This window comes from Streptomyces sp. NPDC001137, assembly GCF_040298885.1.
In the GTDB taxonomy this organism is placed as follows: Bacteria; Actinomycetota; Actinomycetes; order Streptomycetales; family Streptomycetaceae; genus Streptomyces.
The window spans coordinates 296634-314624 of sequence record NZ_JBEPBA010000007.1 but is presented as its reverse complement, the minus strand read 5'-3'; the positions used below and the strand labels follow the sequence as shown (position 1 = coordinate 314624).

Genomic DNA, 17991 nt, shown 5'->3' with positions numbered 1-17991 from the left:
CTGCGCACATGACAGCAAAACTGATACAGCATCAGCTGACGAGACGTCAAATCCTGGGCATGGTTGCCCTGCAGACGGCGGCCACGGCCGGCCTCACCCGCATAGGCCTCCAGTCCGCCCACGCAGCCCAGCCCGACGCAGTCGACAACGCCCCCGCCATAGTGATCGGCTCCGGCTACGGCGGCGCCGTAGCCGCCCTCCGCCTGGGCCAGGCCGGCATCCGCACCCTCGTCCTGGAGATGGGCCGCCTCTGGAACACCCCCGGCCCCGACGGCAAGGTCTTCTGCAACACCGCCAACCCGGACCAGCGCTCCATGTGGTTCCGCACCCGCACCGAGGCCCCGCTGGCCAGCTTCCTGTGGCTGGACGTCGTCAACAAGGACATCACCCCGTATCCCGGCGCCCTGGACCGCGTGCACTACGACAACATGTCCGTCTACGTCGGCCGCGGCGTCGGCGGCGGTTCCCTGGTCAACGGCGGCATGGCGGTCACCCCGCTCCAGTCGTACTTCACGGAGCAGTTCCCGACCGTGGACGCGAGCGAGATGTACAACACGTACTTCCCGCGGGCCCGTTCCATGCTCGGCGTCAACACCGTCGACCCCACGTGGTTCGAGTCCACCGAGTGGTACCAGTTCACCCGGACCTCCCGTAAGGCCGCGGCGAAGACCGGTCTGAAGACCACCTTCGTCCCGAACGTCTACGACTTCGACTACATGCAGCGCGAGGCGGCCGGCACGGCGACCAGGTCCGCGCTCGGGCAGGAGGTCATCTACGGCAACAACTACGGCAAGCGCAGCCTCGACAAGACGTACCTGGCCTCGGCACTCGGCACCGGGAACGTCACCATCAACACCCTGGAGAAGGTGAAGGCCATCGGCCGGGCGGGCGACGGGAGCTGGACGCTGACCGCGGACCGGATCGACAACACCGGCGCGGTCGTCGAGACCAAGCAGTACAGCTGCACGTACCTCTTCCTGGGCGGCGGCAGCCTCGGCACCACCGAACTCCTCGTCCGGGCCCGGGACACGGGCGCCCTGCCCGCGCTGAACTCCAGCGTCGGCGCCGGCTGGGGCACCAACGGCAACACCATGCTCGGCCGCGCCAACCACATCTGGGACACCACCGGCGCCAACCAGTCGACCATGCCGGTCATGGGCATCGACGACTGGGCCAACACCGCCAACCCGGTCTTCGCGGAGATCGCCCCGCTGCCCATCGGGTTCGAGACCTGGGTCAGCCTCTATCTGGCGATCACCAAGAACCCGGAGCGGGCGAGCTTCACGTACGACTCCTCGACCGGCGGGGTCAAGCTCGGCTGGAGCGCCGCGCAGAGCGCCGTCTCGGTGGCCATGGCCAAGAAGCTGTTCGACCGGATCAACTCGGCCAACGCGACCATCTACCGCTACGACCTCTTCGGCTCGTCCAACAAGGTCTTCGCCGACGACTTCTGCTACCACCCCCTGGGCGGCTGCGTCCTCGGCAGGGCGACCGACAACTACGGCCGGGTGAAGGGGTATTCGAAGCTGTACGTCACCGACGGCTCGCTGGTGCCGGGGTCGATCGGCGTGAACCCGTTCGTGACGATCACCGCGCTCGCCGAACGGACGATGGCGCGGGTCCTCGTGGAGGACACCGCGCCATGAGCCGTCGTCGGACCGGGGTGTGCTACTTCGCGTAGATCGCCTCGATCTCGTCCGCGTAGTCCTTCGCCACCACGTTCCGCTTGAGCTTCAGCGACGGGGTGAGGTGGCCCGACTCCTCCGTGAACTGGGAGGACAGAATGCGGAACTTCCGCACCGATTCCGCCTTCGACACCGCGGCGTTGCCGTCGTCGACCGCCGCCTGGACCGCCGCCTGGAGGTCCGGGTCCTCGCGCAGCGACGCCGCGGTGGAGCCCGCCGGCTTGCCGTGCTCCTCGGCCCAACGGCCCAGGAACTCCTCGTCGATGGTGACCAGCGCGCCCACGAACGGCCGCCCGTCGCCCACCACCATGCACTCCGCGACCAGCGCGTGCGCCCGGATCCGGTCCTCGATCACGGCCGGGGCCACGTTCTTGCCGCCCGCGGTGACGATGATCTCCTTCTTGCGGCCGGTGATCCTGAGGTAGCCGTCCTCGTCCAGGGTGCCGATGTCACCCGTGTGGAACCAGCCGTCGGCGAGCGCCTCAGCGGTCGCGCCCGGGTTGTTCCAGTACTCCTTGAACAGGTGCTCGCCGTGCAGCAGCACCTCGCCGTCGTCCGCTATCCGGATCACCGAGCCGGGCAGCGGCTGGCCGACCGTGCCGATCTTCTGCCGGTCCCAGGGGTTGAAGGCGGTGGCGGCACAGGACTCGGTCAGGCCGTAGCCCTCCAGGACCGAGAAGCCGATACCGCGGAAGAAGTGGCCCAGGCGCTCGCCGAGCGGGGCGCCGCCGGAGATCGCGTACTCGCCGCGGCCGCCGAGCACCGCACGCAGCTTGCTGTAGACGAGCTTGTCGAACGTCTTGTACTTGATCTTCAGGCCGAGCGACGGGCCGGACGGGGTGTCCAGCGCGCGGCTGTACGCGATCGCGGTGTCCGCCGCCTTGTCGAAGATCTTGCCCTTGCCGTCCGCCTGCGCCTTGGCGCGCGCCGAGTTGTAGACCTTCTCGAAGACGCGCGGCACACCGAGGATCAACGTCGGCCGGAACGAGGCCAGTTCGTCGGTGAGGTTCTTGATGTCCGGGACCAGGCCCAGCTTGATCGGCGCCATCATCGGCGCGATCTGCACCAGCCGGCCGAAGACGTGCGCGAGCGGCAGGAACAGCAGGACGGAACACTCACCGGTACGGAACAGCGGGCGCAGCCGTTCCACGATGTTGCCGCACTCGGCGAAGAAGCTGCGGTGGGTGAGCACACAGCCCTTGGGGCGGCCGGTGGTGCCCGAGGTGTAGACGATCGTCGCCGGGTCGTCGGCCTTCGCCAGCGAGCTGCGGTCCTCGACCATCGCGTCGGTGACGTCCTTGCCGGACTTGCCGAGCTCCTCGAGCGCGCCGGCCTCGATCTGCCAGACGTGCTTGAGGGCGGGCAGCGACTCGCGCACCGACTCGACGGCTGCCGCGTGGTTGTCCAGCTCGACGATCATGGCGGTCGCGCCCGAGTCGGACAGGATCCACTGAACCTGCTCCGGCGAGCTGGTCTCGTACACCGGCACGGTGACCGCGCCCGCGCTCCAGATCGCGAAGTCCAGCAGCGTCCACTCGTAGCGGGTGCGGGACATCAGGCCGACCCGGTCGCCGGGCTGGACACCGGAGGCGATCAGACCCTTGGCGGCCGCGTGCACCTCGGCCAGGAAGGCCGTCGCCGTCACGTCCTGCCACTGACCGCCCACCTTGCGGGCGATCACGGCCACGTCGGGATGCTGCGCGGCGTTTCTGCGGACGATGTCGGTGAGATTGCCGTCCGCAGGGACCTCGTACAAAGCCGGAAGGCTGAACTCGCGCAAGACTGCTGCTCCTAATAAGGCGCCGGCGCCACGACGTTGTGTGATGCGACGGTGGGTCCAAGGCTCGGGCAGGTGCTCAGAGATTCAGTGGTTGAAATACTGAGCACGACTGGACTGCCCGGACGTTACCCGCCGGTATGGCTTCTTCGACAGGGGGTCCCGGCGAGATGTTCGCTGCGTCACACAGGTTGGTGTTCCTTTGCGTACGGTAGTCCACCCGTTAACTGACTGGCCAGTAACGGCAGGACCGGCCGCCACTGTTCACGTACACCGCACACGCTTACCCTTGATCGTCATGGCATCCACACCAGCCGGCAACCGCAGGACACGTGTCCACGTGGTCAGCGACGTGCACGGCAACGCCCGTGACCTGGCCCGAGCCGGCGAGGGCGCCGATGCCCTGATCTGTCTGGGCGACCTGGTCCTCTTCCTCGACTACGCCGACCACTCGCGCGGGATCTTCCCCGACCTGTTCGGCGAGGAGAACGCCGACCGCATCGTCGAGCTGCGCACCGCCCGGCGCTTCCAGGAGGCGCGCGAGTTCGGCGCCCGGCTGTGGGGCGGCATCGGCACGGACCGGGCCGTCGCGATCGAGCAGGCGGTGCGCAAGCAATACGCCGAGATGTTCGCGGCCTTCCCGACACCGACGTACGCCACCTACGGCAATGTCGACATGCCGCCGTTGTGGCCGGAGTACGCCGGCCCGGGCACGACCGTGCTCGACGGCGAGCGCGTGGAGATCGGCGGCCGCACCTTCGGCTTCGTCGGCGGCGGCCTCAAGTCCCCCATGCGCACCCCGTACGAGATCAGCGACGAGGAGTACGCGGCGAAGATCGAGGCCGTCGGCGAGGTGGACGTGCTGTGCACCCACATCCCGCCGGAGGTTCCCGAGCTGGTCTACGACACGGTGGCGCGCCGCTTCGAGCGGGGCAGCCGGGCCCTCCTGGACGCGATCCGCCGCACCCGCCCCCGGTACGCGCTGTTCGGTCACGTCCACCAGCCCCTGGCACGGCGCATGCGCATCGGGGCCACGGAGTGCGTGAACGTGGGGCACTTCGCGGGGACCGGGAAGCCCTGGGCGCTTGAATGGTGAATGAACGCAGGTGGGGGTGAAGGCGGGCGCCGACGTGCGCGGTAGCCTTCACGCTGCGCGCACCGTGCGCACGACGACCTCTTTACCGGCCCGCATCTGGAGGAGCCACAGCGATGGCGGAACACACCAGCTCGAGCATCACGATCGAGGCGGCACCGGCCGATGTCATGGGGGTGATCGCAGACTTCGCCCGCTACCCGGACTGGACCGGTGAGGTGAAGGAGGCGGAGGTCCTCGAGACGGACGCCCAGGGCCGGGCCGAGCAGGTCCGCCTCGTCATGGACGCCGGCGCGATCAAGGACGACCAGGTGCTGGCGTACACCTGGACCGGTGAGAACTCGGTTTCCTGGACCCTGGTCAAGTCGCAGATGCTGCGGGCCCTCGACGGGTCGTACACCTTGAAGGCAGTGGGGGCCGGGGCGACCGAGGTCACCTATCAGCTGACGGTGGACGTCAAGATCCCGATGCTCGGGATGATCAAGCGGAAGGCTGAGAAGGTCATCATTGACCGGGCCCTGGCCGGGCTCAAGAAGCGGGTGGAGTCGGGGGAGAAGTAGGGGTCCCGCCGTAGGGGTGTGTCCGGCTTGCGGGGTCTCGGTTACCGTTCAGCCTCATGCGCACCATCCTGATCACTGGCCCTGGCGGTTCCGGGCGTACGACCGTTGCCGCCGCGACCGCCCTGCGGGCCGCCGGCAACGGCACCCGCACCCTCGTCCTCAGTGCCGACCGCACTGACACCCTGGGTGCCGTGCTCGGCGCGGCGACGGGACCGGCCCCGGTCACCGTCGCCCCGAACCTCACCGCCTGGCGCCCCGACGCCGCTGCCGGTTTCCGGGATGATCTCAGCGCTTTTCAGGAACGCGCGGCCAACGTCCTCGATCTGCTCGGGGCCTCCCGGCTGGATGCCGAGGAGGTCACGCCCCTTCCCGGCGCCGAGGAGCTGAACCTGCTGCGGGCCCTGCGGGACGCGGCTCTCGCGGAGGCCCATGACCTGCTGGTCGTGGATCTGCCGCCGACCCCGCAGGCGCTCGCCCTGCTCGCCCTGCCCGAACAGCTGCGCCGCTATCTGCGCCGGCTGCTGCCGCCCGAGCGACAGGCGGCCCGGGCCCTGCGTCCCGTCCTCGGGCGGCTGGCCGGGGTCCCCATGCCCTCCGAGTGGCTCTACGAGACGGCCGCCCGCTGGGACACGGAGCTCGGCGCCGTCGAGGCGGTCCTCGCCGACCGGGACACCGTCGTACGGCTGGTCGCCGAACCCGGGCCGGCCGGCGCCGACGCCGTACACTTCGCAGGCCTCGCCCTCGCCCTGCGCGGACTGCGCACCGACGTCCTGGTCGCCAACCGGGTGCTGCCCGAGGCGAACGGCTGGCTCGCCGGGCTCGTCGCCCAGCAGCGCAAGGCCCTGGACGAGTGGCAGGAGCCGTACGACGTCCGGACGGTCGCCCACCTCGGCCGAGACCCGCGCGGCACGGACGACCTCGCCGCGCTCGCCGCCACCGGCACCCTGGACGTCAACGGCACGACCTCCACCGTCGAGTGGCCCGTCGCCGACCGGCTCGCCGACGACGGCGTGCTCGTGTGGCACCTCCCGCTGCCCGGCGCCATACGCGACGACCTGGACCTCATCCGGCGCGGCGACGAACTCGTCGTCGCGGCAGGCCCGTTCCGCCGTATCGTCCCGCTGCCGTCCGTCCTGCGCCGCTGCACCGTCGACGGGGCCGCGCTGCGCGAGGGCGAACTGCGCATCCGGTTCGCGCCCGACCCGGATCTGTGGCCTCAGAGGCCGTGAACCAGCTACGCCCATTCGGGTAACGTCGTAGAGACGAACCGTAGTCAGGAGGTCGTCATGAGCGAAGAGCTCCCCCCGTCCGACGCCGGCAACGACGTGGTCGACGAGGAGCGGGCGACCGACGCCGACGCCTGGGCGAAGGCGTGCGCCGAGGACCTCGCGGCGGAGAAGGCCCGCCGCCGCGCCGAGTACGGCCAGCCGCCGGTCTCGGCCGGCGAGGAACTGCGCAAGCTGGTCGACGCCGTCTCGGAGAAGCTGTCGTCGATCCAGTCGCCGCTGCTCGGAGCCGTCGCCGGACCGGCCGCCCAGCAGGTGGTGAAGCAGGTCGTCCAGCAGGCGAAGGCCGCGGTCGAACCCGTCATCGAGCGCAATCCGGATATCTTCGACCACCTCGCCGCCGCGGGCAACGAACTGCTCGCCGCCTACCGCTCCGCGGTCCAGGCCCAGGAACAGCGCTGGACGAGCCGTACGACGGACCTGCACAAGGACCTGGACGAACGCCGGGACGGCGACGAGGGCGGCACCGGTCCCGGGCAACGCATCGACCTGGACTGACACCTCCCTCGGACCCCTCGCCGGGCCTCGCCGGCCGGTTCCCGGCTGCCCAGCGATTGGACGTCGAGGCCTTGGCGCCAGGGCCTCGGGTACGGTTGGCCGTAGCGGGGCTCGACCGAAACTGAGGGATTCATGGGACTCACCATCGGCGTCGACATCGGCGGCACCAAGATCGCGGCCGGCGTGGTCGATGAGGAAGGCAACATCCTCTCCACGTACAAGGTGCCGACCCCGGGCACGCCCGAGGCGATCGTGGACGCCATCGCCTCCGCCGTGGAGGGCGCGCACGCCGGGCACGAGATCGTGGGCGTGGGCATCGGTGCGGCCGGTTACGTCAACCGCCAGCGCTCGGAGGTCTACTTCGCGCCCAACATCGACTGGCGCAACGAGCCGCTGAAGGCCAAGGTCGAGGCCCGCGTGGGCCTGCCGGTCGTCGTGGAGAACGACGCCAACGCGGCCGCATGGGGCGAGTACAAGTTCGGCGCGGGCAAGGGCCACCGCAACGTCATCTGCATCACCCTCGGCACCGGCCTCGGCGGCGGCATCATCATCGGCAACAAGCTGCGCCGCGGGCACTACGGCGTGGCCGCCGAGTTCGGCCACATCCGCATGGTGCCGGACGGCCTGCTGTGCGGCTGCGGCTCGCAGGGCTGCTGGGAGCAGTACGCCTCCGGGCGCGCCCTCGTCAGATACGCCAAGCAGCGCGCCAACGCCACCCCCGAGAACGCCGAGATCCTGCTCGGCCTCGGTGACGGCAGCCCCGACGGCATCGAGGGCAAGCACATCTCCATGGCCGCCCGCCAGGGCGACCCGGTCGCCGTCGACTCCTACCGCGAACTCGCCCGCTGGGCCGGCGCCGGCCTCGCGGACCTGGCCTCCCTCTTCGACCCCTCCGCCTTCATCGTCGGCGGCGGCCTCTCGGACGAGGGCGAACTGGTCCTCGACCCGATCCGCAAGTCCTACAAGCGCTGGCTGGTCGGCGGCAACTGGCGCCCGGTGGCCGAGGTCATCGCCGCCCAGCTGGGCAACAAGGCGGGGTTGGTGGGCGCGGCTGACCTGGCCCGCGAGCCCGACCCCATCATGTGACGCCGACTTCCCGCGAGACGGCCACTGCGCTTCCGTAAGGGGCGCGGGGAACTGCGCGACCAGCCGCATACAACCGGTAGTCGCCCACAAACCTCGCGCCCCGAGCTGTTGGGCGTAGATTGATCACATGGAGCTGCTGCCCAACTCCCACACGGAACCGGACGGTTCAGCCGTCATCCGAGTCCTCAGCTACAACATCCGCTCAATGCGCGATGACACGGACGCCCTGGCCAGGGTGATCACCGCCTGCGCCCCCGACCTGGTCCTCATCCAGGAAGCCCCCCGCTTCTTCCGCTGGCGCAAGAAACTGGCCCGTCTCGCCTCGGCCGCAGGCCAAGTCATCCTCACCGGAGGCGCCACCGCCTCCGGCCCGGCGATCCTCTGCACGCTCCGCGCCACCGTCGAGCGCACCGAGGACGTCCTCCTCCCGCTCACCCCCGGCCTGCACCGCCGCGGCTTCGCCACCGCGGTGGTCCGCTTCGGCGGCGCCCGCCTCGGTGTGGTCAGCTACCACCTCTCCCTGCAGGCGGACGAGCGGTACGACCAGGGCGGCATGCTCCTCGACCGTCTGGCCGGCCTCGGAGTGGAGCACGCGATCGCGGGCGGCGACCTCAACGACCGTCCCACCGGCCGCACCTTCCGCCGCCTCGCCGACGGCCTGCAGGACTGCTGGGCCACCTCCCCCTGGGGCAGCGAGTACACCTCGACGCCCGTGACCCCGTACCAGCGCATCGACGCGATCTTCGCCACCAAGGGCATCGAGGTGCTCGGCTGCGGTGTCCCGCTGGGCCATCCCGGGGTGGCCGAGACCGACCTCAACAGGGCGACGGATCACCTGCCCGTGCTTGCCGCACTTCGCGTGCCCGCGGCCTGAAACACACCCGCCGGACGGAGTCCGGCGCAGCCGCCCGAAGCCTGTGAGGCCCCCTGGGGCCGAGCAGTGCGAGGGTGGCGTTGAGAGGTACTGCCCTGAGGGCGGCCACGGACCACCTTCCGGTCCTGGCCGCCCTCAAGATCCCTGCCGGCGATATCCCCGCCGGTGATAGCCCTGCTGGTCAGACGACGGCTCCGCGCCCCGGATCGTCGTCGTCCTCGTCGTCCGTCTTCATCCGCATCACCAGCGTGGCGAAGCCGCCCAGGAAGCCGCCGATGCCGAGCGTGGCCAGCCACCAGGTCATGTCCCAGCTCAGCAGCACCGCCAGCAGGAGCAGGATCGGACCGCCGATCACGCCCAGCCAGGCGAACTTCGCGGTCGCGTCGGCGGTGGGCAGCGGCGGCGGCTCCGGCGGGACGAAGTGGCCCTCGTCGTCCTCGTCGAAGTCGTCCTCGGACGACTCGGCCGCCGTGTAGTCGCGCGGGCCGACGCCGGGCGCGAAGGAGACCGAGCCGCCCAGGGGCTTCTTCGGCTTCTCCTGCTTCGGCGCCTCACCCTCGGAGTCCTCGTTGGTCTCCGGCTCCAGCAGCGCCAGGTCCTCGATCGACTTGAACGGCTTGGTGCCCGGCGGGTCCTTCGGCTCCTCGCCGTACCCGGCGACGATCGCGGCCCACGCGGCATCCTCGTCGAAGGGGACGCCCTGCTCCTCCGGCTCGCGGTCCTCGCGGTCCGAGTCGTGCTCAGCCACCTGCGGCCGTCCCTTCCTTGCCGACACTGGGTGCGAGCCGGCCGATGAACGCGAGGCTCTCTTCGAAAATCCGGTCCGCATCGTGGTCCAACGTCGCCACGTGGTAGCTCTGTTCCAGAAGTATCTCCGTCACGTCCCTCGACGAGACCCGGCCGAGGATCCGCGCCGAGTCGGCCGGCGGCACGACATGGTCCTGCGGGCTGCGCAGCACCAGCAGCGGTTGCGTGACCTGCGGCAGGTCGCCGTCGACCAGCCGGAAGAAGTTCCGCAGGGAGTGCGCCGCGTGCAGCGGAATTCGGTCGTACCCCAGCTCGGCGCTGCCCTCCTTCGCGATGTCGCTGACGATCCCCTTCGTGGTGCGCACGAAATGGCGGGCCACGGGAAGGGCGTACGGGGAAAAGCCGTGCATGCGGTTCGCCGGGTTGACGACCATCACGCCGGCGACCGCCTCCCCGTGCTTCGCCGCCAGGCGCAGCGCCAGGGCGGCGCCCATGGACAGGCCGGCCAGGAACACCTCGCCGCAGCGCTCGCGCAGGGACCGCAGCTCGCGGTCCACCTCGGCGTACCAGTCCTGCCAGCCGGTGAGCTGCATGTCCTCCCAGCGGGTGCCGTGTCCGGGCAGCAGCGGCAGCGAGACCGTGAGGCCGTGCTCGGCGAGATACTCGGCCCAGGGGCGCAGCGACTGGGGGGAACCGGTGAAGCCGTGGCAGAGCAGGACGCCGACCTCCCCGCCCTCGTGGCGGTACGGCTCGGCTCCAGGAAGGACCGGCACTTCGGTCTCCTGTTCATGAGAGTGACGTGAAGTCCAGGTGCTTCACCGTACGCGACCGCACTGACACCGACCAGGGTCGTCGGATCCTTTGACAGTGCTCCGGGTTAAGGTCTGACCGACGGAAACAGGAGGCACACGGGTGTTGTACGGCACGATGAAGGTTGCCATCGGGGGACCGCTGAAGGTCGCCTTCAGGCCCTGGGTGGAAGGCCTGGAGAACATTCCGGCGGAGGGCGCCGCCATCCTGGCGAGCAACCATCTCTCCTTCTCCGACTCGTTCTTCCTGCCCGCGGTCCTCGACCGCAAGGTCACCTTCATCGCGAAGGCCGAGTACTTCACCACGCCGGGCGTCAAGGGCCGGCTGACGGCCGCCTTCTTCAAGGGCGTCGGCCAGCTCCCGGTGGACCGCTCCGGCGCGCGCGGCGCGGGCGAGGCGGCCATCAGGAGCGGCCTGGAGGTCCTGGAGCGCGGCGAGCTGTTCGGCATCTACCCCGAGGGCACGCGCTCGCCCGACGGCCGTCTCTACCGGGGCAAGCCCGGCGGCCTCGCACGCGTGGCGCTCGCCTCCGGCGCGCCGGTCATCCCGGTCGCGATGATCGACACGGAGAAGATCCAGCCGCCGGGGAAGGTCATGCCCAAGCTGATGCGCCCCGGCATCCGTATCGGCAAGCCCCTCGACTTCAGCCGCTACCAGGGCATGGAGCACGACCGCTTCGTGCTGCGCGCGGTCACGGACGAGGTCATGTACGAGATCATGAAGCTCTCCGGCCAGGAGTACGTCGACATGTACGCGACCGCGGCGAAGCGCCAGATCGCGGAGGCGGCGAAGGCCGAGAAGGAGCAGGCCAAGGAACAGGCCAAGAAGGAGAAGTCCGGGGCCTAGGCTCTCGGTCGAGGGGGGTGGGGGACATGCCCAAGCGCGAGCGTGTCATGAGGATGTCGGTCGAGCAGCCGCTGTGGCGTGCGCTCACCGCCTACCGGGTGCTCACGATGCTCTACGCGGTCGGCCTGTTCGCCACCGCCTACGACGAGTACGACCACGCGGGCGTCGCCATCGCCTACTACGTCGTCCTGTTCGTGTGGACGCTCGCCACCCTGCCCCGCGTCCAGAGCGCGGCCGCCTGCACCAAGCGCTTCCTCGCGGTCGACCTCGCCATCGCGCTCACCGGCATCCTCCTCACCCCGCTCGCGGTCAACGAGCAGCACATCCAGAACGGCGGCCCCACCCTGCCGTCGATATGGACCGCCGGCTCGGTCCTCGCGTACGCCATCAAGGGCGGCTGGCGCTGGGCCGCGTTCGCGTCGACGCCGGTCGCCGCCGCCAATCTGATCGAGCGCGGCGCCCCCGCCCGCGACACCGTCCACAACGTGATCCTGGTCTGGGTCGCCTCCATCGCCATCGGCTACGTCGTCGAGGTCGCCCGCGCCTCCGAGCGCACCCTCGCGCGGGCCCTGGAGATCGAGGCCGCGACCCGGGAGCGGGAGCGGCTCGCCCGGGACATCCACGACGGCGTCCTGCAGGTGCTGGCCATGGTGCAGCGCCGGGGCGCCGTCCTCGGTGGCGAGGCGGCCGAGCTGGGCCGGATGGCGGGCGAGCAGGAGGTCGCGCTGCGCACCCTGGTCTCCGGCGGGCTGGTCCCCGTCTCCCGGGTGTCGGAGGACGCCGCCGAGGGCGCGGTCGTACGGGCCGTGGAGGAGCCCTCGTACGACGAGGACGGCCCGGTCGATCTGCGGGCGCTGCTCGCCCCGTACGCCGCCGCGAAGGTCAGCTTCGCCGAACCTGGAGCGGTCGTTCTGCTGCCCAGGGCCGCGGCGAAGGAACTGGCCGCGGCCGTCGGCGCGGCCCTGGACAACGTGCGCAGGCACGCCGGCGAGGACGCGCGCGCGTGGATCCTCGTCGAGGACGAGCCCGGTGAGGTCGTGGTGACCGTACGGGACGACGGACCCGGCATCCCCGAGGGCCGGCTCGCGCAGGCCGAGGGGGAGGGGCGGCTCGGCGTCGCCCTGTCGATCCGCGGCCGGCTGCGCGACCTCGGCGGGAGCGCCGAACTGATCTCGGTGCCCGGGCAGGGCACCGAGGTCGAACTGAAAGTACCGAAGGACGCGAAGGACCCACGGGGGAAGGCAGAGCGGCGATGACGGACTCGACCGACGAGCGGCAGGACGCGATCAAGGTCATGGTGGTCGACGACCACCCCATGTGGCGCGACGCCGTCGCCCGCGACCTGACCCAGTCCGGCTTCGACGTGGTCGCCACTGCGGGCGACGGCGACCAGGCCGTGCGCCGCGCCAAGGCCGCCGGCCCCGACGTGCTCGTGCTCGACCTGAACCTGCCCGCCAAGCCCGGCGTCCAGGTCTGCAAGGAGCTCGTCGGCCACAATCCCGCGCTGCGCGTCCTCGTGCTGTCGGCGAGCGGTGAGCACGCCGACGTCCTGGAGGCGGTGAAGTCCGGCGCGACCGGCTATCTGCTGAAGTCGGCGTCCACGGACGAGCTGCTGGACGCGGTGCGCCGCACGGCCGTCGGCGACCCGGTGTTCACGCCGGGCCTGGCCGGGCTGGTCCTCGGCGAGTACCGCCGGCTCGCCTCCGAGCCCGCGCCCGGCGCGGACACCGACCAGCCGGGCGCCCCGCAGCTCACCGACCGCGAGACCGAGGTGCTGCGCCTGGTCGCCAAGGGCCTGAGCTACAAGCAGATCGCCGAACGCCTGGTCATCTCCCACCGCACGGTCCAGAACCACGTCCAGAACACCCTCGGCAAGCTCCAGCTGCACAACAGGGTGGAGCTGGTCCGGTACGCCATAGAGCGCGGACTCGACGACGAGTGAGAGCGCCACGGGAGCTTGACGGCGGGTAAACCAACCGCCCACCGATTCACCGGAATTGCCCTTCCCGCCCATCCCTCTGTGACCTGGATCACCATTAGCGTGGCTGTCACCAGGCAACTGCGGCGAAGGGACATTTCCATGCGGGTCGGAGTACTGACCGGAGGCGGCGACTGCCCCGGGCTCAACGCCGTCATCCGGGGCATCGTCCGCAAGGGCGTGCAGGAGTACGGCTACGACTTCGTCGGCTACCGGGACGGCTGGCGCGGACCCCTCGAAGGCGACACCGTCCGCCTCGACATCCCCGCCGTGCGCGGCATCCTGCCCCGCGGCGGCACCATCCTCGGCTCCTCTCGAACGAATCCGCTGAAGCAGGAGAACGGCATCCGCCGGATCAAGGAGAACCTCGCCAAGCAGGAGGTCGAGGCGCTCATCGCGATCGGCGGCGAGGACACCCTGGGCGTCGCGGCGCGCCTCACCGACGAGTTCGGCGTCCCCGTCGTCGGCGTGCCGAAGACGATCGACAACGACCTGTCCGCCACCGACTACACCTTCGGCTTCGACACCGCGGTCGGCATCGCCACCGAGGCCATCGACCGTCTGCACACCACCGCCGAGTCCCACATGCGCGTCCTGGTCTGCGAGGTGATGGGCCGGCACGCCGGCTGGATCGCCCTGCACTCCGGCCTCGCCGGCGGCGCCAACGTCATCCTCATCCCCGAGCAGCGCTTCGACCTCGAACAGGTCTGCGCCTGGATCACCTCCCGCTTCAAGGCCAGTTACGCCCCCATCGTGGTCGTCGCCGAGGGCGCCATGCCCAAGGACGGCGACGTGGTCCTCAAGGACGAGTCGCTGGACTCCTTCGGGCATGTCCGCCTGTCCGGGGTCGGCGAATGGCTCGCCAAGGAGATCGAGAAGCGCACCGGCAAGGAAGCCCGCACCACCGTCCTCGGTCACATCCAGCGCGGCGGCACCCCGAGCGCCTTCGACCGCTGGCTCGCCACCCGCTTCGGCCTGCACGCCATCGAAGCCGTCCACGAGGGCGACTTCGGCAAGATGGTCGCCCTGCGCGGCACCGACATCGTCCGCGTCCCGATCGCGGAGGCGACGGCGAAGCTGAAGACGGTGGACCCCAAGCTGTACGAGGAGGTCGGGGTCTTCTTCGGCTGACGGCAGTCCCCGGACGGCTACACGGTCGTGCGGTGCAGCTGGCCGATCAGCTCCCGCACGATCGCCGTCCCGTTCAGTGTCAGCACCGACTCCGGGTGGAACTGGACGCCCGCGAACCGTGGACCGCGCAGCGCGTGCACCTCCCCGTTCGCCGCCCGGCTCACCTCCACCGCGTGTGCGGCCAGCTCCCGCGCCGCCGCCTCGTCGCAGCGCGCCACGAAGCTGTTGTAGAAGCCGACGGTCTCCGTCCGCCCGAACAGCTCGATCGCCGTCTGCGCCCCCTGGTAGGGCACTTCCTTCCGTACGATCTCCAGCCCCAGCTCGGCCGCGATCAGCTCGTGCCCGAGGCAGACACCGAGCACACCGTGCCGGTGCTCACGGATGACCCGCGCGGTGAGGTCGCGCAGGAACCGCATCTTGGGGTCGTCCAGATCGGACGGGTCACCCGGGCCGGGACCCAGCACGAGCGGGCCCTCGTGCGCGAGCACCGCCTCCCGCAGCCCCGGCTCGTCGTAGCGCCGGACGGTCACCTCCAGCCCGGCCGAGCGCAGCACATGCGCGAGCATCGAGGTGAAGGTGTCCTCGCCGTCGACCACGAAGGCATGCCCCTCGAACTCGTGGGACCGCTCCTGCATCCGCAGCCAGAACGGAGCCAGCGAGGCCCGGCGCCCGTCGAGCGCGGCACGCACGCGTGGGTCGTCGGCGAGCCGCACGCGCGCGTGCTCCTCGCGCGGCCGTGACGGACGTACGCCCAGGGCCGCCAGCACGCCCGCCGCCTTCGCATGCGTCTCGGCGACCTCGCTCGCCGCGTCCGAGCCGCGGACGAGGGTGGCGCCGACCGGCACCCGCAGGTGTCCTTCGGATGAGATGTCCGCCGTACGGATCAGGATGGGGGAGTCGAGGGTCTGCGCGCCGCCGGAGTCCCGGCCCAGAAGCGCCAGCGCGCCCGCGTAGTACCCGCGCCCGCCGACCTCGTGCCGCTCGATGACCCGGCAGGCGTTCTGCACCGGCGAGCCGGTGACGGTCGCCGCGAACATGGTCTCCTTCAGCACCTCGCGCACATCCAGCGAGGACTTCCCACGCAACTCGTACTCGGTGTGCGCGAGATGGGCCATCTCCTTCAGCCGCGGGCCGACGACGACCCCGCCCATGTCGCCGACGGTGCACATCATCTTGAGCTCCTCGTCGACGACCATCGACAGCTCCTCGATCTCCTTGCCGTCGGCGAGGAAGTCCAGCAGATGCTCCGGCGTCGGGCCCTCGGCGGGATATCGGTACGTCCCGCTGATCGGGTTCATCACGACCGTGCCGCCGGACATCCGCACATGCACCTCGGGACTGGCCCCGACCAGCGTCCGCTCCCCGGTGTGCACGACGAACGTCCAGTACGCGCCCCGCTCGCCCTCCAGCAGCCGCCGGAACAGAGCGAGCCCGTCCGTGCGGGAGAACCCCGGGATGTCACCCTCGTACGTCCGCCGGATCACGAAGTTGGCGCCCTCGCCCTGTCCGATCTCCTCCCGCAGCACCCGGCCGACGATCTCGCCGTACTCCTCGTCGTCGACGTCGAAGCCGCCGCCCGTCACGCGCACGTCGTGCGCCGGGAGCTGCGCGAGGGCATCGGTGAGCGGGATCTCGTACGACTCCTCGGGAGCGAGGAAGGTCAGCGGCGTCCCGTCGTCGCGGACGTCGAAGCCGCGTTCGCGGATCTGGCGGAAGGGGACGAGCGCGAGACCCTCGTCGGGGAGGTCGGCCAGCCGGTCGTACGTGGTGACCGGCCCGAGGAACAGCTCGACCGTCTGCTCGTCGTGGCCGGGGGCGCGACGGCGGAGCAGGGCGAAGGGGCGGGGGTCGTGCAGGAGCCGTACGAGATCCATGGTTCCTCTTCCGTCGATGTCGAGCGATGTCGAGTCGATGCGATGTCGGTGAGGAACGACCCCGGAAACGCCGAAGGCCGCCCCTCGGGCGGCCTTCGCGAAGTCTTGCGTACGCGCAGTCAGTGGGCCGCCGGATGAGCGGTCCACCACCAGTTCTGGGTCGAAAGCGCGAACATGCGGTGCACCCTACCGCACCACCGCTCCGTCCGTACGGTGATCCCTCCGTCTCACCAGTCGAGCGGGAGGAAAAGCACTCGACACGACCCCGTAATGTTTACGGGGTGACCGTGAACGCTAAGACCAGCGCGAGCGCTGGCAACACCTGGCGAGATCTGCCCGCGGCGCAGCAGCCCGAGTACCCCGACACCGAGGCTCTGCGCGCAGTCGTTGCGGACCTCGAGTCGTATCCGCCGCTCGTCTTCGCGGGCGAGTGCGACCAGCTGCGCGCCCGGATGGCGGCCGTCGCCAAGGGAGAGGCGTTCCTCCTCCAGGGCGGCGACTGCGCCGAGGCCTTCGACGCGGTGTCCGCCGACCACATCCGCAACAAGCTCAAGACGCTGCTGCAGATGGGCGCCGTGCTGACGTACGCCGCCTCGGTGCCGGTCGTGAAGGTCGGCCGTATCGCCGGCCAGTACTCCAAGCCGCGCTCCAAGCCGACCGAGACCCGCGACGGCGTGACGCTGCCGACCTACCGCGGCGACTCCGTCAACGGCTTCGACTTCACCGAGGCCGCCCGGATCCCGGACCCGGAGCGGCTGAAGCGGATGTACCACGCGTCCGCCTCCACGCTGAACCTGGTGCGCGCCTTCACCACGGGCGGATACGCGGACCTGCGCCAGGTGCACGCCTGGAACCAGGACTTCGTGAAGTCGTCCCCCTCCGGCCAGCGCTACGAGCAGCTGGCCCGGGAGATCGACAACGCGCTGAACTTCATGCGGGCCTGCGGCACCGACCCGGAGGAGTTCAAGACCGTCGAGTTCTACTCCTCGCACGAGGCGCTGCTACTCGACTACGAGTCGGCGCTGACCCGCGTCGACTCGCGCACCGGCCAGCTGTACGACGTCTCCGCGCACATGGTGTGGATCGGCGAGCGCACCCGGCAGCTGGACCACGCGCACATCGAGTTCGCCTCGAAGATCCGCAACCCGATCGGCGTCAAGCTGGGCCCGACGACCACGGCCGAGGACGCGCTGCAGTACATCGACCGCCTCGACCCCGACCGCGAGCCGGGCCGGCTGACCTTCATCGTCCGCATGGGCGCCGACAAGGTCCGCGACAAGCTCCCCGAGCTGGTCGAGAAGGTCACCGCCTCCGGCGCCACCGTGGCCTGGGTGACCGACCCGATGCACGGCAACACCTTCGAGGCGGCCTCCGGTCACAAGACCCGCCGCTTCGACGACGTGCTGGACGAGGTCAAGGGCTTCTTCGAGGTCCACAAGGGCCTCGGCACCCACCCGGGCGGCATCCACGTCGAGCTCACCGGTGACGACGTCACCGAGTGCGTGGGCGGCGGTGACGAGATCTTCGTCGACGATCTGCACCAGCGCTACGAGACGGCCTGCGACCCGCGTCTGAACCGCAGCCAGTCCCTCGACCTGGCGTTCCTCGTCGCGGAGATGTACCGGGACCAGTAACGGCTGGTCACAGCGATGGGGCGCGGATCACATGCGATCCGCGCCCCTCTGCACTTTTGCGGGAACACAGCGCCGGGTAAGGTTAGGTTAGCCTCACCGATCAATCGGGACG

General features: G+C 70.3%; 17 protein-coding genes. 12 read left to right on the top strand and 5 right to left on the bottom strand.

The window, feature by feature from the left end; all coding sequences use genetic code 11:
* Positions 1-8 precede the first annotated feature (8 nt).
* The gene (locus ABT254_RS16945; protein WP_450750569.1) at positions 9-1646 is read left to right on the top strand and encodes a GMC oxidoreductase; all 1638 of its coding nucleotides are present in this window, start codon (positions 9-11) and stop codon (positions 1644-1646) included.
* A 22-nt stretch (positions 1647-1668) separates the two neighbouring features.
* Here the strand turns inward: ABT254_RS16945 and ABT254_RS16940 are convergent, their stop codons facing one another.
* Entirely contained in the window at positions 1669-3465 is a 1797-nt protein-coding gene (locus tag ABT254_RS16940; RefSeq protein WP_351469940.1) for an AMP-dependent synthetase/ligase, read from the bottom strand.
* Between the two features lie 337 nt (positions 3466-3802).
* On the opposite strand from ABT254_RS16940, the gene ABT254_RS16935 reads away from it, so the two are divergent.
* The 6 genes from ABT254_RS16935 (at position 3803) to ABT254_RS16910 (ending at position 8859) form a co-directional block, all read left to right on the top strand.
* On the top strand, positions 3803-4558 hold the full coding sequence (locus tag ABT254_RS16935) for a metallophosphoesterase family protein (protein WP_351470176.1): 756 nt from the start codon (positions 3803-3805) through the stop codon (positions 4556-4558).
* Between the two features lie 113 nt (positions 4559-4671).
* Positions 4672-5115 carry an SRPBCC family protein gene (locus ABT254_RS16930; protein WP_351469937.1) on the top strand — a complete coding sequence of 148 codons (444 nt, stop codon included), beginning with the start codon at positions 4672-4674 and terminating at the stop codon, positions 5113-5115.
* 56 nt (positions 5116-5171) lie between these two features.
* The gene (locus tag ABT254_RS16925; protein WP_351469934.1) at positions 5172-6344 is read left to right on the top strand and encodes an ArsA family ATPase; all 1173 of its coding nucleotides are present in this window, start codon (positions 5172-5174) and stop codon (positions 6342-6344) included.
* A gap of 57 nt (positions 6345-6401) precedes the next feature.
* The gene (locus ABT254_RS16920) at positions 6402-6899 is read left to right on the top strand and encodes a DUF5304 domain-containing protein (RefSeq protein WP_351469931.1); all 498 of its coding nucleotides are present in this window, start codon (positions 6402-6404) and stop codon (positions 6897-6899) included.
* Positions 6900-7031: 132 nt separating this feature from the next.
* Positions 7032-7985, top strand: coding sequence for an ROK family glucokinase (locus ABT254_RS16915; protein ID WP_099928218.1), 954 nt, complete (start codon positions 7032-7034; stop codon positions 7983-7985).
* A 127-nt stretch (positions 7986-8112) separates the two neighbouring features.
* Complete coding sequence (locus ABT254_RS16910) at positions 8113-8859, top strand: endonuclease/exonuclease/phosphatase family protein (RefSeq protein ID WP_351469927.1); 747 nt, start codon at positions 8113-8115, stop codon at positions 8857-8859.
* 181 nt (positions 8860-9040) lie between these two features.
* Here ABT254_RS16910 and ABT254_RS16905 read toward each other — a convergent pair whose 3' ends face one another.
* A complete protein-coding gene (locus tag ABT254_RS16905) occupies positions 9041-9607 on the bottom strand; it encodes a hypothetical protein (protein ID WP_351469924.1) in 567 nt (188 codons plus the stop codon).
* Complete coding sequence (locus ABT254_RS16900; RefSeq protein WP_351469922.1) at positions 9600-10379, bottom strand: alpha/beta hydrolase; 780 nt, start codon at positions 10377-10379, stop codon at positions 9600-9602. Before ABT254_RS16900 ends, ABT254_RS16905 begins: the two co-directional genes overlap by 8 nt.
* Positions 10380-10521: 142 nt before the next feature.
* Between ABT254_RS16900 and ABT254_RS16895 the strand changes: the two genes are divergently transcribed.
* The 4 genes from ABT254_RS16895 (at position 10522) to ABT254_RS16880 (ending at position 14371) form a co-directional block, all read left to right on the top strand.
* Complete coding sequence (locus ABT254_RS16895; RefSeq protein WP_351470173.1) at positions 10522-11262, top strand: lysophospholipid acyltransferase family protein; 741 nt, start codon at positions 10522-10524, stop codon at positions 11260-11262.
* Positions 11263-11288: 26 nt separating this feature from the next.
* Positions 11289-12518 (top strand): MacS family sensor histidine kinase, encoded by a 1230-nt coding sequence (gene macS, locus ABT254_RS16890; protein WP_351469919.1) that lies wholly within the window; start codon positions 11289-11291, stop codon positions 12516-12518.
* Positions 12515-13204, top strand: coding sequence for a response regulator (locus ABT254_RS16885; RefSeq protein ID WP_351469916.1), 690 nt, complete (start codon positions 12515-12517; stop codon positions 13202-13204). The genes macS and ABT254_RS16885 overlap by 4 nt, the downstream gene beginning before the upstream one ends.
* Positions 13205-13342: 138 nt before the next feature.
* Positions 13343-14371, top strand: a complete 1029-nt coding sequence (locus tag ABT254_RS16880; RefSeq protein WP_351469913.1) for a 6-phosphofructokinase — start codon at positions 13343-13345, stop codon at positions 14369-14371.
* Positions 14372-14388: 17 nt separating this feature from the next.
* Here the strand turns inward: ABT254_RS16880 and ABT254_RS16875 are convergent, their stop codons facing one another.
* On the bottom strand, positions 14389-16245 hold the full coding sequence (locus tag ABT254_RS16875) for an anthranilate synthase family protein (RefSeq protein ID WP_351469910.1): 1857 nt from the start codon (positions 16243-16245) through the stop codon (positions 14389-14391).
* A 119-nt stretch (positions 16246-16364) separates the two neighbouring features.
* A complete protein-coding gene (locus ABT254_RS16870; protein WP_078912442.1) occupies positions 16365-16421 on the bottom strand; it encodes a trp operon leader peptide in 57 nt (18 codons plus the stop codon).
* Positions 16422-16526: 105 nt separating this feature from the next.
* Here ABT254_RS16870 and ABT254_RS16865 point away from each other — a divergent pair, with 105 nt between their 5' ends.
* The gene (locus ABT254_RS16865) at positions 16527-17879 is read left to right on the top strand and encodes a class II 3-deoxy-7-phosphoheptulonate synthase (RefSeq protein ID WP_351469907.1); all 1353 of its coding nucleotides are present in this window, start codon (positions 16527-16529) and stop codon (positions 17877-17879) included.
* The last annotated feature ends 112 nt before the right edge of the window (positions 17880-17991 follow it).

What these genes read in the sequence shown, in the direction of transcription:
- ABT254_RS16945 (WP_450750569.1), top strand. Translation starts at nt 9, where the DNA reads ATGACAGCAAAACTGATACAGCATCAGCTGACGAGACGTCAAATCCTG.
- ABT254_RS16930 (WP_351469937.1), top strand. Translation starts at nt 4,672, where the DNA reads ATGGCGGAACACACCAGCTCGAGCATCACGATCGAGGCGGCACCGGCC.
- ABT254_RS16925 (WP_351469934.1), top strand. Translation starts at nt 5,172, where the DNA reads ATGCGCACCATCCTGATCACTGGCCCTGGCGGTTCCGGGCGTACGACC.
- ABT254_RS16920 (WP_351469931.1), top strand. Translation starts at nt 6,402, where the DNA reads ATGAGCGAAGAGCTCCCCCCGTCCGACGCCGGCAACGACGTGGTCGAC.
- ABT254_RS16915 (WP_099928218.1), top strand. Translation starts at nt 7,032, where the DNA reads ATGGGACTCACCATCGGCGTCGACATCGGCGGCACCAAGATCGCGGCC.
- ABT254_RS16910 (WP_351469927.1), top strand. Translation starts at nt 8,113, where the DNA reads ATGGAGCTGCTGCCCAACTCCCACACGGAACCGGACGGTTCAGCCGTC.
- macS (WP_351469919.1), top strand. Translation starts at nt 11,289, where the DNA reads ATGCCCAAGCGCGAGCGTGTCATGAGGATGTCGGTCGAGCAGCCGCTG.
- ABT254_RS16885 (WP_351469916.1), top strand. Translation starts at nt 12,515, where the DNA reads ATGACGGACTCGACCGACGAGCGGCAGGACGCGATCAAGGTCATGGTG.
- ABT254_RS16880 (WP_351469913.1), top strand. Translation starts at nt 13,343, where the DNA reads ATGCGGGTCGGAGTACTGACCGGAGGCGGCGACTGCCCCGGGCTCAAC.
- ABT254_RS16875 (WP_351469910.1), bottom strand. Translation starts at nt 16,245, where the DNA reads ATGGATCTCGTACGGCTCCTGCACGACCCCCGCCCCTTCGCCCTGCTC.